Raw genomic sequence first — 15,170 nt, 5'->3', positions numbered from 1 at the left:
GTGAGGCAGCTTATTGTATATTTTTTAAAGGCGATTTCCCTGTCAAAATTGCGAAGCGCCAAAGACTGTTATACCATACGTGAAATAAACATCAGAAGGATGAAGATCAATAATGGTATGCCGATAGGCTTTGGATAATAGTCGTTATCCGGGAAATAACGCTTAAAAAATAACTGTGTTAAAATGAGCGCGCCAATTAAGCCTAAACCAAGGTTAATACCCAATACCGTAAGTAATGTATTTAACTGCTGGGGTGTTGGTTGGCCGCCTTTGGTAGCCGTGTTCATTGCATCAACCAGTAACTGCATGTTGATGCCCGAGTGTAGTATGATAAACGACGAGAGATAGGTAAAAAACAAAACAAAAGCCAGTACCGCCGGTATAGCCTTTTTAAAGCCGGCGTTGTATAGGTTAATAACAAGCAGCACTCCGCCAAATATCAGGTTGAAAAACGAAAACCAGAATATGGCCCGTTTGGAGTAAATATCTACGTAATCGTCGTCGCTATATCGTTGTTCTTCGTTATTGTCAAATTCCATGGCTCAAATGTAAAATTATTCTTACTCAATTAAATTACTTATCATCATTTTTGCAAGGTGTCAAATCCCGGTCATATCCTTAAAGCCTTCCCGCACCAGCCCACGGCGCAGCAGCAGGAATTATTTAACCACCTGCACTTGTTTTTGCAAAGCAACGAGGGCGACGAATGCTTCATCATGAAGGGTTATGCCGGTACCGGTAAAACCACTATTGTTGGCGCGCTGGTAAAGGCCCTGCGCAACTACAATTATAAAGCGGTTTTACTGGCGCCCACAGGCCGGGCCGCCAAAGTAATTACCAACTACTCGGGCCGGAAGGCTTTTACTATCCATAAGCGCATCTACCGTAAAAAATCGGCTTTAACAATGGATCAGGGTTTTGCCCTGGCTGATAACCTGGCCAGCGATACCTTGTTTATTGTTGATGAGGCCTCCATGATTTCGGACGAGGCGAATAGCCACAACCAGGTATCATTACTGTTTGATTTGCTGCGGTATGTTTACAACGATAAAAACTGTAAACTGGTATTGGTAGGTGATACGGCCCAGCTGCCGCCGGTAGGGGCGGAAGATAGCCCGGCGCTTGATGAAAAGCTGATGAGCGAAAAGTTCGGGCTTACCGTGTTTAACTATGAACTTACCGAAGTGCTGCGCCAGCAAAAAGACTCGGGCATTTTGTTTAATGCCACCAACGTTCGCGACCTGATCAGGAATGAAAGTATTGAAGCGCCCCAAATTATCACCAAGGGATACCGGGATGTATACCGGATGACGGGCGAACGCCTGCCCGAGGGCCTGGAATATGCCTACCGCAAATACGGGCACGATCGTACGCTGGTGATTTGCCGTTCAAACAAAAACGCCAACCAATATAACGGGCAAATTCGTAACCGCATTTTATACCGTGAAGAAGAGCTGACGGGCGGTGACCAGATCATGATTGTAAAAAATAATTATTTCTGGCTTCAGGATAAGGAAGAGGCCAGCACGGCCTTTATTGCCAACGGGGATATCGCTCGTATAGTAAAAGTACGCCGCACCGAAGAAATGTACGGTTTCAGGTTTGCCGATGTGCAACTGGAATTTATTGACTATGCCGAAGACCCTACATTGGATTGCAAGGTGCTGCTGGATACTATTTATGCCGATTCGCCGGCGCTAAGCCACGACGATCAGAAACGTTTTTATACCGAGGTGATGAAGGATTATGAGCACCTGCCCAACAAGCGTATGATGCATAATGAACTGAAGCTTAACCCGTATTACAACGCGCTGCAAATTAAGTTTGCTTATGCTATTACCTGCCACAAAGCCCAGGGCGGCCAATGGGATGCCGTATTTGTTGATCAGGGCTATTTAACTGATGATATGATCAATATGGATTTTTTACGCTGGTTTTATACGGCCCTTACCCGGGCTACTACCGAGTTGTTTCTGGTGAATTTTGATGGGCGGTTTTATGATCAGGTTACTTACTGATTGTGATAAGGTATGTTAGCCAACAAGAGTTTGCAGCTTTAAATTGACTCTGCTGGTTTTTAATTAAAAATAAAGGGTGTAACCGGCCCCAAAATAACAAGCGCATCAAATGGATGGCCTTTACCGAAGGTAGCTTGATTGCCAAACCTATCGATATTGTTAACCTGTATCTGGTTTGATTTGAGGTCTTTAAAAAGCACTATTCCGTTATCAATTCCCAGTTTTCGGTGTAATAAATACGATGTGGTTTTGGGACTGACATAAAACGTCTTTTTTGACAATGAACCCTCATTAGAGATTAGCCAAACTGTTGCACTGTTAAAAAAATCCGTCAACACACAATAATACTGTTTTCCAACTATGGCCTTTAAATAATTAGCTGCGCTTACAACATAATCGGAGGTGGTTATGTGAATATTATGCGACCAGATTATTGCTTTAGAATCATTAAGCGATAGGATATTTATAGCCTGGATGCTATCCCGAAATGCAGATGCTTTATAGATATTTGTTTTTTGCAACCCGGCATGTAATAGCTTATTTTGTGCGGCTTCAACATCATAAAACAGGTCACGAAAAGATGTTTTACTTAGTCGTTCCTTAAGTGTTTTTTTATTTGCTTGAAACCATCTCAACTCCAGGGAGGTTATCGAGTCTTTAAAAACTATATTGGCGTTTGCGCCAATATCAAGAGCATTTTTACGGTCAAACGGTATTAAGTAATTGTTCATAAAATACGTAGCAAATGCTTCAGATGCACCTTCTATGTCGAAACCGTAAACGCTTACCATATCATTGGGTTGCGACAGGTTATATTGCTTTAACCAGATAATCAAATCATAAAAAGAAGTGTTGCCCAAAAAAGTTCTGCCAAATGTACTTCGGGCTATCGCTTTCACGCTATCAAGGTTGGTTAAAGTTTTATCAAGCAAATAATCATTTATTTTGTGCAGAACAACATTTGGATACTCTATCATCAGGCGTCTGTACCCTTTGTTTTTAACAAGGTACTGGATCATTTTGGATTTAAATAGAATTGTCTCTTTCCCTCCGTGACTAAACTCTCCCAATCCAATAAACTTTACTTCGCTATTTATTTCATTAAAAAAAGGCTTATCTAACCATTGATAACCCGAATCGAGCGATAAACTAAGTAAAGGGAAAACGGGTGGTTTGGATGATTGTTGGCAATAGGCAAGTGTAGTTCCGATTAACAAGTTAAATATAAATGCCAAATAGTTCATCGAAAATAAAGTTAGGTTACCTGCAGAAGTTATATACTAAAGGGATATTCCAAATTTATCAAATATGAAGATAATAGTTTACATCTTTTGTTGAATGCCTGTGCCATTTACTTTGCCCGGTAGTTCCCCGGCGTTGGCAAAGTACCTAAAGCCGTAGCCCCGGTGGCAGGCAATTTTATGCTGAAAGTAGAACCCAGCCCTTCAGCGCTGGTAACCGTTATAGTGCCTTTATGTTTTTCAACTATCTGCCTTACAATGCTAAGCCCTAATCCGGTCGATTTTTCGCCGCGTAAACCTGTACGGCCTGCTTTTGAAAAGCGGTTGAAAATTTCAGGCAGGATATTGGCCGGTATGCCCATACCGTAATCCTGCACTTCTACAAATAGGTTATCCCCTTGTTGAGACAGGCGCACATCTACCTGGTCGCGGTCTTTCGAAAACTTTACCGCGTTACTGATCAGGTTGTCGATCACCCTGTGAAACTTTTCCTGGTTGATTTGTGCGAAAGCCGGGTTTACCGAACTGCTGAACACCACATTTACGGTATTGCTTTGCTGCAAACGCCAATCGGCCACAATGCCGGTTAGCATTTGGTTAAGCTCGGTTTTGCATGTTTCAAAAACCACTACTTTATCATCGCGGGCGGCTTCTAACAGGTCGTCGATAATGTTGCGGGCTTTGGCGCACGATGCCTTTATCATGTTAATATTATCCTGCGTTTCCTCGTCCACCTCGTCGAGCTCCATCATCATCGCTATGGATTCTACCGCAGCTATCGGGTTCCGCAAATCATGCGCTACCATGCCCAATACCTGGTTTTTAAATTCGCCGGCCTTCTCTATCTCCGAGTTCTTTTCGCGAATCTCGATCACCTGCAAATAATAATTGGCTTTATAAGTAAAAAAATACCGAGATGTAAAATAAAAAGCCGAAAGCAATATGGCCGAAATCAGCTGGTTATACAGCATTTCGGTAGCCGGGGTCTGGCTGTAAAAAAGCAGCGATGTAAAGCATACTTCAATGGCTACCAGCAGTAACATGGTTTCGTAGTATTCAAAAACAAATATTACACTGATAAGGCATAAAGCGATGAGGTAAAGGGTGAGGGCGTTGCTGGGATCGGATGTGGCAATAAAGCTGGAGTACATACCGCATACAATAATGTAAAGCGCAAACAGAAATACCAGCAGTGCCATGCCCGCAGTGCCCTTTCTGAATTTTTTATAATCAACTATAAAAAAATTGGCCGCTATAAGAAATATGGGGGTTATGATAATAAAAACCCAGTTGCTGAAGTTAAATTCGGGGAAGTTTTGCGCCTTGGTAAGGCTCACCGGGAATATGAGGTAAAGTATCCTGATAATAATATTAAGTATCAGAAATATCACACTTGCCGCCCTTACCGCGATCAGGTTCTGGTAGGTATAATAATCCCGGTACTGCAACCTGTATTTAACCGGAATACTGTTGAAAAAGAAACGGGCGTTCAATTTTATTAATCTGGGTGAAAGCAAAAATATAAAAATATCTTAAATTGATGTAACAGAAATGTGACATATTGTAATTAACCCTTTTGCTAAATATTCAGTCATACATAAAATAACCAATAAAAAGGCCTCATCTCAGCTTTCCCGGGGGGAGTACTTTAAGAAATAATAGCTCCCTCTCCTTTGGAGAGGGCCGGGGTGAGGTATTAATTCACACATTATAAACCAAAATCACATGTTAATCAAATCCCTTAAATCCATCGCCATCCTTGTTGTTGCATTAACAGCTTTTTCCTGCAAAACTGTAGAAAAGGCCAATCAGAAAGAAATTAAGCCATTTGTTGGTATTTGGAACGACACAACCAATCCCGGAACAAAAGTAGTATTCAGGTCGGACGGCAGCTTTTATAATATTTATAAAGAAAATGATGTACAGATTGTTACGCACAGCGGTACTTTTAAAGTTTTATCCGGCAATACTTATGTACTGACCATTACCGATGCGAGGCCAAATGCTGCGTACGATCTGAAAGGCAGGCAATATGCAAATTACTACACATTGAGTGCCGACGGAAAAACGATGAAGACAAACGGTGCGGTTGACGGAAGAAATGGCGGAAAAGGACTGACCTGGGCCTCCACTTTGGTGAAAGTTGATAAATTGGATTAATTGAAGAAGCGGCCGGGCTAACCTTTTTATCGCCCAGTTCGCAACCATAACGTCGTATGCCTGGAAGGGTTGTAATTTTCGCAATCCTTCCAGGCATGCTTTTTATATGCCAGCGGTAACTTTTTCCTTTCCTTGAGCAGATAACACAAAAGACCAATTTGTTCATGTTGAACGCAGTGAAACATTTTATTCGTCCTGTAAGCAGGCGACTTTTCATCTGCAGAATATATTTCGCTATAGCTCCATATAAAAAGCCTCACCTAAATCCTATCCAAACGAGACGACTTTAAAAAATACTGTGCTACCTCTCCTTTGGAGAGGGCCGGGGTGAGGCTTTTTTGCGTAGGCCATTGCAACTGTTTTTTTAAAGTGATTCGCTGACGGAGAACCGACAATTTGCCCGGTTCTATATTGGGGGCACTGTAGCTAAATGGCTAATAATCATGGCAAACTGTCATTGTGATTCAATAATCAATGACAGTTTTTCACAAGCGCTGCAATGGCAGATGATTTGATTAGTATCAAGTACTATGAATTTTAACAACTTTACCATAAAAGCCCAGGAAGCGGTTCAAAAAGCTTCCGAAATTGCTGTTGGTAACCAACAGCAGGCCATCGAGACCGCGCATCTGCTTAAAGGTTTGCTGCTGGTTGATGAAAACGTAATTAGCTATTTATTAAAAAAACTCAACGTTAACCTTAACCGGTTAAATGATACGCTCGATGCACAGATAGCATCATTTCCCAAAGTAAGCGGGAGTAATGTTTATCTTTCGTCCGAAGCAAATTCAGCCCTGCAAAAAGCAACGGGATACCTCAAGGAATTTAAAGATGAATTTGTTTCGGTAGAGCATATGTTGCTCGGGATTTTGGCTGCAGGCGGCCCGGTTAGCACCATGTTAAAAGATGCGGGTGTTAACGAAAAAGACCTTAAAAAAGCCATTACCGCTTTGCGTGGCGATAATAAAGTAACCGACCAGAATGCCGAGGCAACTTATAACGCCTTAAATAAATATGCCCGTAACCTCAACGAGTACGCAGGTTCGGGCAAGTTGGACCCGGTTATCGGTAGGGATGATGAGATTCGCCGTGTAATCCAGATCCTGTCGCGCCGTACCAAAAACAACCCTATTTTGGTTGGTGAGCCGGGCGTTGGTAAAACCGCCATTGCCGAGGGGATTGCCTTCAGGATCATTAAAGGCGATGTGCCCGAAAGTTTAAAAACCAAGGTGGTTTACTCGCTGGATATGGGCGCGCTGATTGCCGGTGCCAAATATAAAGGCGAGTTTGAAGAACGTTTGAAGGCTGTTGTAAAAGAGGTTACCCAAAGCGATGGCGAGATCATCCTGTTTATTGACGAGATCCATACGCTGGTTGGTGCAGGTGGGGGCGAGGGCGCGATGGATGCTGCCAATATCCTGAAACCGGCCTTAGCCCGCGGTGAGTTACGCTCCATAGGCGCTACTACGCTTAACGAATATCAAAAATATTTAGAAAAAGATAAAGCGCTCGAACGCCGTTTCCAGAAGGTGATGGTTGAAGAGCCGGATGCTGCCGATGCCATTTCTATCCTCCGTGGTTTGAAGGAGCGTTATGAAACGCACCATAAAGTGCGGATTAAAGATGAGGCGATCATCGCGTCGGTAGAAATGTCGCAGCGTTATATTTCCGACAGGTTCTTGCCCGATAAAGCGATCGACCTGATGGACGAGGCCGCTTCAAAACTCCGTTTGGAAATGGATTCGGTACCCGAAGTGGTTGATGAGTTGGAACGCCGTATTATGCAGCTTGAAATTGAACGCGAAGCCATTAAACGTGAAAAAGACGACCGCAAGGTTGCCGAACTGAGCGAAGAAATTGCCAACCTGTCGCAGCAACGCGATTCGTTACGTGCCAAATGGCAGGGTGAAAAAGACCTGGTGGATGGCATTAACACCAAGGTTGAACTGATAGAAAATTACAAGCTGGAGGCCGAGCAGGCCGAACGTGCAGGTGACTACGGCAAAGTAGCCGAATTACGTTACGGCACCATAGTGCAGGCCCAGGCCGAGGTGGAAAAGCTGAAGGCCGCCCTGTTGGAAAACCAGAGCGACAGCCGCATGCTGAAAGAGGAGGTTACCGCCGATGACATTGCCGGTGTAGTAAGCCGCTGGACAGGCATCCCGGTGAGCAAAATGATACAGAGCGAACGCGAAAAGCTGCTTAACCTGGAGGCGGAACTGCACAAACGTGTAGCCGGGCAGGAGGAGGCCATTGAAGCGATCAGCGATGCTATCCGCCGCAGCCGTGCAGGTTTGCAGGATAAACGCAGGCCAATAGGTTCGTTTATATTTTTAGGAACAACTGGTGTAGGTAAAACCGAGCTGGCAAAGGCCTTAGCCGAGTACCTGTTTAATGACGAAGGCGCGCTGGTGAGGATAGATATGAGCGAATACCAGGAACGCCATGCCGTGTCAAGACTGATCGGTGCGCCTCCGGGCTATGTGGGTTATGATGAAGGCGGGCAGTTAACCGAGGCCGTGCGCAGAAAACCTTACAGCGTGGTGCTGCTGGATGAAATTGAAAAAGCGCATCCGGATGTGTTTAACATCCTGTTGCAGGTATTGGATGATGGTCGCCTTACCGATAATAAAGGCAGGGTGGTGAACTTTAAAAATACCATCATCATCATGACTTCCAACATCGGCTCAAACATTATCCAGGAAAACTTCCAGAACCTGGAAGATGATAACCGCGATGAACTGATTGCCAAAACCAAAAACGAGTTATTTAACCTGTTGCGTACAACCATTCGTCCGGAGTTTTTAAACAGGATTGATGAGATCATTATGTTTACCCCGCTTAACCGCGATGAGATCCATGACATAGTGAAGCTGCAGTTTAAACAGGTGCAACAAACCCTTGCCGAAATGGGCGTAACCATCGAAGCATCAGACGAAGCGCTGGATTGGCTGGCCCAGTTAGGTTATGATCCGCAGTTTGGCGCCCGTCCATTAAAAAGGGTGATCCAGAAAAAGATCCTGAACGAACTGTCGAAACAGATCCTGGCCGGTACCGTAGATAAAGACCATACCATTAAGGTTGATATGTTTGATAACCAGTTTGTATTCCTGAACTCGGCCAAAGAAGCTGATGAAGCGGCAAAATAAGCAGCGTAATAATAATTCCATATGTGCAAACGAGCGGCCTCGAAAGGGTCGCTCGTTTTGCTTATGTGAAGTTTTTTAAACTGACGGGATCACCGTGCCGTTCAGGCATAAAGCAACGCGGCTTTTGCCCTGTTAGCCATTGCATCCGTATCGTTCCCGTTATAGGTGCATTCAACCCCTCCCCAAAAAAACGCACAGGTAAACGAAAAAAACAGTGTTCCATATTAAAAAAATGTAAAAATCATAAAGTGTTGACTTTTAGTGCTTTATTTTTTTTGTTTTAGGAACGCTTAAATTATTGATAATCAGTGGTGACAAAAATCTGCAGTGTTCCGCTATGTTCCCCCTTTAAAATTGGAACACTCTTAAACGGGAACCATGGCTTTATATCGGTTTAGCCATCTTTCCTTAATAATAAGTTAATAAAATCACAATACGTCCGTATCAACCTTTTTACGCTTTTGCCGTAAAAATTAATATTGTTAACTTATACATTAAAACCTAAAAGCACTATGTTAAAAATTACTAATCCTCGGTTATGGCTCTTAGCCCTCGCCGCAACCGGAATGATGGCAGGCTGCCAAAAAAACGGCGAAATTGCCGGATTAAAAAGCACTCCCACAGAGTCGGCCGCTACAACCAAAACCGTTAAAACCTTAGCCGTATCCCTTACTCAAGGCTTTGAGGTGGGTTCTACCAGCCCTAAAACTGCTTATGATGTATCGCCGTCGGGTTCATCAGGCGGGGATAATGTAACCCTGTTTGGTAATTCATGGAACATGTACGATGCCCTGATCGGCAATCTCGCCGCCGACCAAAAAGCCGGTTCATGGAGCGCCCGCATCCGCAATACCGGTAAAATTACCATGTTGTTTGATGTTACCACCGGTATTAGTACGGTTACCATTAAAAGCGCTACCTACAACGGCGATGCCGCAAGTACCTGGGGTTTGTTTTATTCTACCAATGGCGGCTCATCATGGACACAGTCCGGTTCGGCTGTTACAACTACGGCAAGTCTGGTAACCTCTACTTTCACCATCACCCAAACGGGTAATGTACGTTTAGAGATCCGCAAATTAAGCGGTGGCAGCAGCCGTATCAATATTGATGATATTACTATTAATGATAATGCAGGCGGCGGCACCGGCGGTGGTGGCGGTACGGTTATAGCAGGCAAAAAGTTCCTGTTTGATGCAAGTCACCTCGAAAACGCAGGCAGCGCCGACTGGCAGATAGATGCCGACGGCACCGAGCAGGTAGCCATTTACACCGGCGGCACCACTACAGAAACCAAGGCCCAGCGTATCCCGACTCCGTCATACACGGGCATCACCAGCTCAACGCCTGAAACTTACTGGAAAGGCGCTTTATCAGCCTGGGCTGTTGAACTGGTTAAAAATGGCGAACTTGTTGAAACACTGCCTGTAGGTACAGCCATTACCTATGGTGGCGGCGGCGCACAGGATTTAAGCAACTACGATGTATTCATCGTTTGCGAGCCTAATCGTTTATTCACCGCATCAGAAAAAACTGCCCTGATGAATTTTGTTGCCAATGGCGGCGGTTTATTCATGATTGCAGATCATACCGCGGCTACCACAGCAGGTACCGATGCCAACGGCTATAACCCTTCTGATCGCGACGGCGATGGTTACGATTCGCCCCGGGTTTGGAACGATTTAATGACCAATAACGGTATCAACAACAATAATCCGTTCGGTTTCAGTGTGAACTATGTTGATATTAACGAAAGCCCATCTACTAAGGTGTACACCGGTACTAATACCGACGCGCAAAAAGTGTTGAATGGTGCGGCAGGATCGGCGCCTAAGATGGCTTTCTATGATGGCTCAACTGCTACGTTATTCCCAACCAATAATTCAAGCGTGCAGGGCCTGTTCTGGCGTAACAGTGCTACCAACGGCGGTACAGCTAACGTTATGGCATTGCTGGCAACTTACGGCAGCGGCCGTGTAGTATGGATTGGCGATAGCTCAGACGCTGATGACGGCACCGGAGATACCGGTGATAACCTGTTCAACGGCTGGTCGGGCGATGCACCATCTGGTTATACTTCGCATTCTGCCTTTCACCTCAACGCTTCTTACTGGTTAGCCAAAGCGCAATAACCATACTTTCTCTTCGCAGCGAATTATTTCTAAATCGCTGTTAAGCCCTGTTGTTTTCTGCAGCAGGGCTTTTTTTATTAAAATGGGCCAAAACAACCGTATAGCTTTCGCAGTTATAATAACAGCGGGTAATCAACGGGATTATCACATCACCTTAAGCAAACATCACCATGAAAAATTATGAAACCTTAGTGGATTGCACTAACGACCTCCTGAAAAGGGGATATACAGAAAATTTAAGCCTTGATGGCGATACCATAAACGATAGTGATAAGAATATCCGGATGACTGCCGACGATTTTGAAATAGATGAATTTTATCGTTTTGAGGGCTTCAGCAACCCATCAGATATGTCTATCGTATATGCGGTATCGTCAGAAAAATATCAATTGAAAGGTGTGCTGGTAAACGCCTATGGCATGTATGCCGACGACAGTTCATCTGCATTGGCCGCCAAGCTGCACCATGGCCAGGTAAGTCATAACCTGCACGGTGAAGACAGGCCATCGGCTTAGTTTCAGTCAAAGTAATAAGCTCAAAGTCGGTGACAAATATTGCGGTAGGGACAGCCGGTATATTTGTTGCCGGTTTTAGCTTTAATAGCCTAATTTTTTCATCATTTTTCGCCCTGCAGTTTGTATGGCCGCTGTGCCGTTACGCATTAAAAATTGTAGCTGGGCGGGTAATTCATCGGCTATCCATGGGTAAAGATGCCTTAAATTGAGTAAAGCCCATCCGGCAAATACCTTTACCGCTATTTTAACATCGGGGTTTATCATCCATTCAAAAAGCTGTTCTACTACCGGTTCAAGTTTTAGGCTGTTCAATTTTTGTTTAATAGATGACGATTGCCCTGCGTTAGTGGCATGCATCAGTATTTTAGTATAATGCCGCTGGCAGCCGGGGTTTGTTACATCCGGAAACGGGCAATGAAATACTCAAGATGATCTGAAAAGATATCCGGATTTTTCAGCAACATGTTTTCGAGCAGCCAGGCTGCCCGAAAGGCAAGGGGTTTATTGGGGTGAAACGTGATGTCAATCAGGTCGCGGGGTTCAAGTTTTGCTCTGTTAAAATGCGGCTTAGCTCAAGCACCTTGGTTTTGCCAATGGTATTACTTATTTGTTGTACAAGTTGGTTGCTGGTCATCTTCTTTGCGTAAAGGTAAAAACGCACCCCGACTTTATTTAAACCCGTGTTCAGTTTTTGTTAGCCCTTCATTGTCGGCAAAAGTTATACATTTGCTGTTCGTATTCAAAATATTACAATACCACATGGTTAAATTCAACCGATTTACACTGGATAACGGCCTCCGGGTTATTGTTCACGAAGATAATACAACACCGATGGCCGTGCTTAACATTCTGTACGATGTTGGCGCCCGCGATGAAGATCCTGAACAAACCGGCTTCGCCCACCTTTTTGAACACCTGATGTTTGGCGGATCAGTAAACATTCCTGTTTATGATGAGCCGCTGCAAAGGGTAGGGGGCGAAAACAACGCCTTTACCAGTAACGATATCACCAATTACTATATCACCCTGCCTGCTGCCAATATTGAAACTGCCTTCTGGCTGGAAAGCGACCGCATGCTAAGCCTTGCCTTCAGCGAAAAAAGCCTTGAGGTGCAGCGCAATGTGGTAATTGAGGAGTTTAAACAGCGATATTTAAACCAGCCCTATGGCGATGTTTGGTTAAAACTTCGTCCGCTGGTTTATAAACAGCATCCTTATCGCTGGGCTACCATCGGCAAAACCATTAAACATATTGAAGATGCCCGGATTGAGGATGTAAAAGCGTTTTTTAAAAAACACTACAATCCTCAAAATGCCATTATGGTGGTAGGCGGCAATGTAACTACCGCTCAGGTGAAAGAGCTTGCCGAAAAATGGTTTGGCGATATCCCGGCGGGCGAAAAATACCTACGTAACCTGCCCCAGGAGCCGGCGCAAACCGAGGCCCGCCGCGAAACGGTGACCGCCAAAGTGCCACTGAATGATGTGTATATAGCTTTCCAGATGGGGGCAAGGCTTGACGCGGATTACTATGCCGCCGAAATTGTTTCAGACCTGTTGTCGCGGGGTAATTCATCGCGCCTGTACAAGTCTTTGGTTAAAGAAAAACAGGTATTTAGCGAGGTGCATGCCTACATCACTGGCAGTCTTGACAAAGGCATGTTTGTGTTGGAAGGTAAGCCGCTTGAAGGAGTTAGTATTGAGCAGGCCGAGGCAGCGTTATGGGAACAGATTGAAAAACTGAAAGAAGAAGATGTTCCTGCCGATGAGCTGACCAAGGTTAAAAACAAAACCGAATCGACCATGATATTTGCCGAAATGTCATTATTAGATAAGGCTATGAACCTGGCGCAGTACGAGCTGCTGGGCGATGCCGAAATGCTGAACCAGGAAACATCAAAATATTTGAAGGTGACAGCCGCCGAGGTGAAAGAACAGGCCCGCAAGCTTTTCAGAAAAGAGAATTCATCAACGCTTATTTATTTGGCAGAAAAATAAGCGCCTGAATCATGATTTAAAAAAATTAAGAATTAGCCGAATAACGCGTTTTAATTCTGGAAACTTTAAAATTCTGATTCAGACAAATTGTTATTAATATGATCAACAGAAAATCAGCTCCCGAATCGAGAGCTATCGATAATATAAAACTCATCAAACCTGAGCTTACTGAGCTTGGCAATGGCTGCAAACTGTTTTGCTTTAACTCGGGCGATCAGGAACTGGTACGCATTGAATGGATTTTTGGCAACCTCACTTTTGATCCGGCCAAACCGTTGCTCAACATGGCAGTTAATACCATGCTTACCGATGGCACATCATCATTAACAGCATCTGAAATTGCCGATAAAATTGATTTTTACGGCGCTTTTTTACAGGTTGATTACGGCTACGAAAATTCGCAGGTTACATTATATACTTTAAATAAGCACCTGCCTAAAACCTTGCCTGTTATTGCCGATATCCTTAATAATTCCGTATTCCCTCAAAAGGAATTGGAAACTTTTAAGCGTAACCAACAGCAAAAACTGCAGGTTAGCACACAAAAAAACGATATCCTGGCGCGGAGGGCCTTTAACCGTGCCGTTTATGGCGCCACCATATTTGGTTACGCGGCCGAAATGGAAGATTATCAAACACTGCACCGCGATGATATGCTGGTCCATTACAAGCAAATGTATCAGCCATCAAATTGTACCATCATCATCTCGGGCAAAGTTGAGTCGCAAACGCTGGCCCTCGTAACAGATACTTTTGGCAATAAATGGATCAACGGAGCAGACCCAGCAATAACAACCCAACCCCAATTTAAACCGGCAGCAGATCTGTTTTACTTTACCGAAAGACCGGAAGCCTTACAATCTGCTATCCGGATTGGTACGCCGGTTATAAACCGCAGCCATCCTGATTTTCAGTCGCTACAGGTGTTAAATACGGTTTTAGGCGGCTATTTCGGCTCAAGGCTGATGGCTAACATCCGGGAGGATAAAGGCTATACTTATGGCATTGGCTCGGGGTTGGCTTCATTCAAGCAAGGCGGTGCTTTCTTTTTAGCCACCGAGGTTGGGGCCGACGTTTGCAAGGCGGCGGTTGCGGAAATCGAAAAAGAAATAAACCTGTTAAAAACTGAGCCGGTACCCGATGATGAATTATCGCTGGTGCGCAACTATATGCTTGGCTCGACACTGGGTAGCCTGGAGAACATTTTTTCGCATGCCGATAAATTCAAAACCATCTATTTTGCAGGTCTTGATTACGATTATTACGACAGGTATACAGATACAGTGAAAAATATCACTTCGGAGAAATTGATAAAGTTAGCCAACACTTACTTTAACTTCGATCAGTTTTATAAAGTAATTGTAGGGAAATATTGAGTTTGAGTTCAGCATTTATAGATAATCCGCCATTTTACACGGTGGTCTGTAAATGCTGATCTTAATGTTTCAAAGCGCAGATTCTTCAATCAACTAACCTTACATCAAATGAAAAAAATACTCTTGCTTGTTATATTGACTTTAGGCTTTGTTTACTCAAAAGCACAGACGTCTGCGCAGGAAAAGGAGGTTTCAAAATTTTTATCCGTTTTTTATACAAAATATATTACGGAGGTTGGTTCGTCATCAAGCCCAGGGGTAACCGAAAAAAGAATTGCTCTGCTACAAAAGCAATATTGCACAAGCAAAATGCTTGCTAAAATTCCTCAAATAATCTCTAAAACTGATGCGGATCCGTTCCTTAAAGCACAGGATGCGGATACTGTCAATCTGAAAACTTTATCCGTTGTAAGAGCAAATAACAAACCTGGCGTGTATACCGTGTCTTATTTCTCGGCTCCGGATAATCACACTTTTGTAATCAATTTAAAGGTTGTTAAGTTAGGTAGTGATTTGAAAATTGACGAGGTGTGGTAAAACTGAATTGAGTCCCTTGATTTTCGGATACTTCAATTATCATC

At 43.9% G+C, this 15,170-nt stretch carries 12 protein-coding genes; 8 read left to right on the top strand and 4 right to left on the bottom strand.

The features are described from left to right. Positions 1 to 68 precede the first annotated feature (68 nt). The gene (locus LX99_RS14400; protein ID WP_109608524.1) at positions 69 to 539 is read right to left on the bottom strand and encodes a hypothetical protein; all 471 of its coding nucleotides are present in this window, start codon (positions 537 to 539) and stop codon (positions 69 to 71) included. Positions 540 to 596: 57 nt separating this feature from the next. Here LX99_RS14400 and LX99_RS14395 point away from each other — a divergent pair, with 57 nt between their 5' ends. After that, positions 597 to 2,018, top strand: a complete 1,422-nt coding sequence (locus tag LX99_RS14395) for an ATP-dependent DNA helicase (protein ID WP_109608523.1) — start codon at positions 597 to 599, stop codon at positions 2,016 to 2,018. 59 nt (positions 2,019 to 2,077) lie between these two features. On the opposite strand, the gene LX99_RS14390 is transcribed toward LX99_RS14395, so the two are convergent. Both LX99_RS14390 and LX99_RS14385 read right to left on the bottom strand, forming a co-directional pair. Then, positions 2,078 to 3,037, bottom strand: a complete 960-nt coding sequence (locus tag LX99_RS14390) for an erythromycin esterase family protein (protein ID WP_170122705.1) — start codon at positions 3,035 to 3,037, stop codon at positions 2,078 to 2,080. Positions 3,038 to 3,369: 332 nt separating this feature from the next. Next, on the bottom strand, positions 3,370 to 4,752 hold the full coding sequence (locus LX99_RS14385; protein ID WP_109608521.1) for a sensor histidine kinase: 1,383 nt from the start codon (positions 4,750 to 4,752) through the stop codon (positions 3,370 to 3,372). Between the two features lie 232 nt (positions 4,753 to 4,984). On the opposite strand from LX99_RS14385, the gene LX99_RS14380 reads away from it, so the two are divergent. From LX99_RS14380 to LX99_RS14365, 4 genes are all read left to right on the top strand, one after another. Then, complete coding sequence (locus tag LX99_RS14380; protein ID WP_109608520.1) at positions 4,985 to 5,419, top strand: hypothetical protein; 435 nt, start codon at positions 4,985 to 4,987, stop codon at positions 5,417 to 5,419. 530 nt (positions 5,420 to 5,949) lie between these two features. Beyond that, positions 5,950 to 8,568 (top strand): ATP-dependent chaperone ClpB, encoded by a 2,619-nt coding sequence (gene clpB, locus LX99_RS14375; protein ID WP_109608519.1) that lies wholly within the window; start codon positions 5,950 to 5,952, stop codon positions 8,566 to 8,568. A gap of 512 nt (positions 8,569 to 9,080) precedes the next feature. Then, on the top strand, positions 9,081 to 10,700 hold the full coding sequence (locus LX99_RS14370) for a hypothetical protein (protein WP_211319024.1): 1,620 nt from the start codon (positions 9,081 to 9,083) through the stop codon (positions 10,698 to 10,700). Positions 10,701 to 10,870: 170 nt separating this feature from the next. Next, entirely contained in the window at positions 10,871 to 11,215 is a 345-nt protein-coding gene (locus LX99_RS14365) for a hypothetical protein (protein ID WP_022832276.1), read from the top strand. An 81-nt stretch (positions 11,216 to 11,296) separates the two neighbouring features. Here the strand turns inward: LX99_RS14365 and LX99_RS14360 are convergent, their stop codons facing one another. Continuing rightward, positions 11,297 to 11,572 (bottom strand): hypothetical protein, encoded by a 276-nt coding sequence (locus LX99_RS14360; protein ID WP_109608518.1) that lies wholly within the window; start codon positions 11,570 to 11,572, stop codon positions 11,297 to 11,299. Between the two features lie 402 nt (positions 11,573 to 11,974). Between LX99_RS14360 and LX99_RS14355 the strand changes: the two genes are divergently transcribed. The 3 genes from LX99_RS14355 to LX99_RS14345 all read left to right on the top strand — a co-directional run bounded on the left by LX99_RS14355 (position 11,975) and on the right by LX99_RS14345 (position 15,126). Then, a complete protein-coding gene (locus tag LX99_RS14355; protein WP_109608517.1) occupies positions 11,975 to 13,213 on the top strand; it encodes a M16 family metallopeptidase in 1,239 nt (412 codons plus the stop codon). Positions 13,214 to 13,311: 98 nt separating this feature from the next. Further along, a complete protein-coding gene (locus tag LX99_RS14350) occupies positions 13,312 to 14,589 on the top strand; it encodes a M16 family metallopeptidase (RefSeq protein ID WP_109608516.1) in 1,278 nt (425 codons plus the stop codon). Between the two features lie 108 nt (positions 14,590 to 14,697). After that, positions 14,698 to 15,126 carry a hypothetical protein gene (locus LX99_RS14345; protein ID WP_109608515.1) on the top strand — a complete coding sequence of 143 codons (429 nt, stop codon included), beginning with the start codon at positions 14,698 to 14,700 and terminating at the stop codon, positions 15,124 to 15,126. Positions 15,127 to 15,170 lie beyond the last annotated feature (44 nt).

Source organism: Mucilaginibacter oryzae, assembly GCF_003148845.1.
Lineage (GTDB): Bacteria > Bacteroidota > Bacteroidia > Sphingobacteriales > Sphingobacteriaceae > Mucilaginibacter > Mucilaginibacter oryzae.
This window is presented reverse-complemented; position numbering and strand designations above follow the sequence as displayed.

Bases quoted from the DNA above. Each gene is read 5' to 3' on its own strand.
- LX99_RS14400 (WP_109608524.1), bottom strand. From the start codon at position 539: ATGGAATTTGACAATAACGAAGAACAACGATATAGCGACGACGATTAC.
- LX99_RS14390 (WP_170122705.1), bottom strand. From the start codon at position 3,037: ATGATCCAGTACCTTGTTAAAAACAAAGGGTACAGACGCCTGATGATA.
- LX99_RS14380 (WP_109608520.1), top strand. From the start codon at position 4,985: ATGTTAATCAAATCCCTTAAATCCATCGCCATCCTTGTTGTTGCATTA.
- clpB (WP_109608519.1), top strand. From the start codon at position 5,950: ATGAATTTTAACAACTTTACCATAAAAGCCCAGGAAGCGGTTCAAAAA.
- LX99_RS14370 (WP_211319024.1), top strand. From the start codon at position 9,081: ATGTTAAAAATTACTAATCCTCGGTTATGGCTCTTAGCCCTCGCCGCA.
- LX99_RS14365 (WP_022832276.1), top strand. From the start codon at position 10,871: ATGAAAAATTATGAAACCTTAGTGGATTGCACTAACGACCTCCTGAAA.
- LX99_RS14360 (WP_109608518.1), bottom strand. From the start codon at position 11,572: ATGCATGCCACTAACGCAGGGCAATCGTCATCTATTAAACAAAAATTG.
- LX99_RS14355 (WP_109608517.1), top strand. From the start codon at position 11,975: ATGGTTAAATTCAACCGATTTACACTGGATAACGGCCTCCGGGTTATT.
- LX99_RS14350 (WP_109608516.1), top strand. From the start codon at position 13,312: ATGATCAACAGAAAATCAGCTCCCGAATCGAGAGCTATCGATAATATA.
- LX99_RS14345 (WP_109608515.1), top strand. From the start codon at position 14,698: ATGAAAAAAATACTCTTGCTTGTTATATTGACTTTAGGCTTTGTTTAC.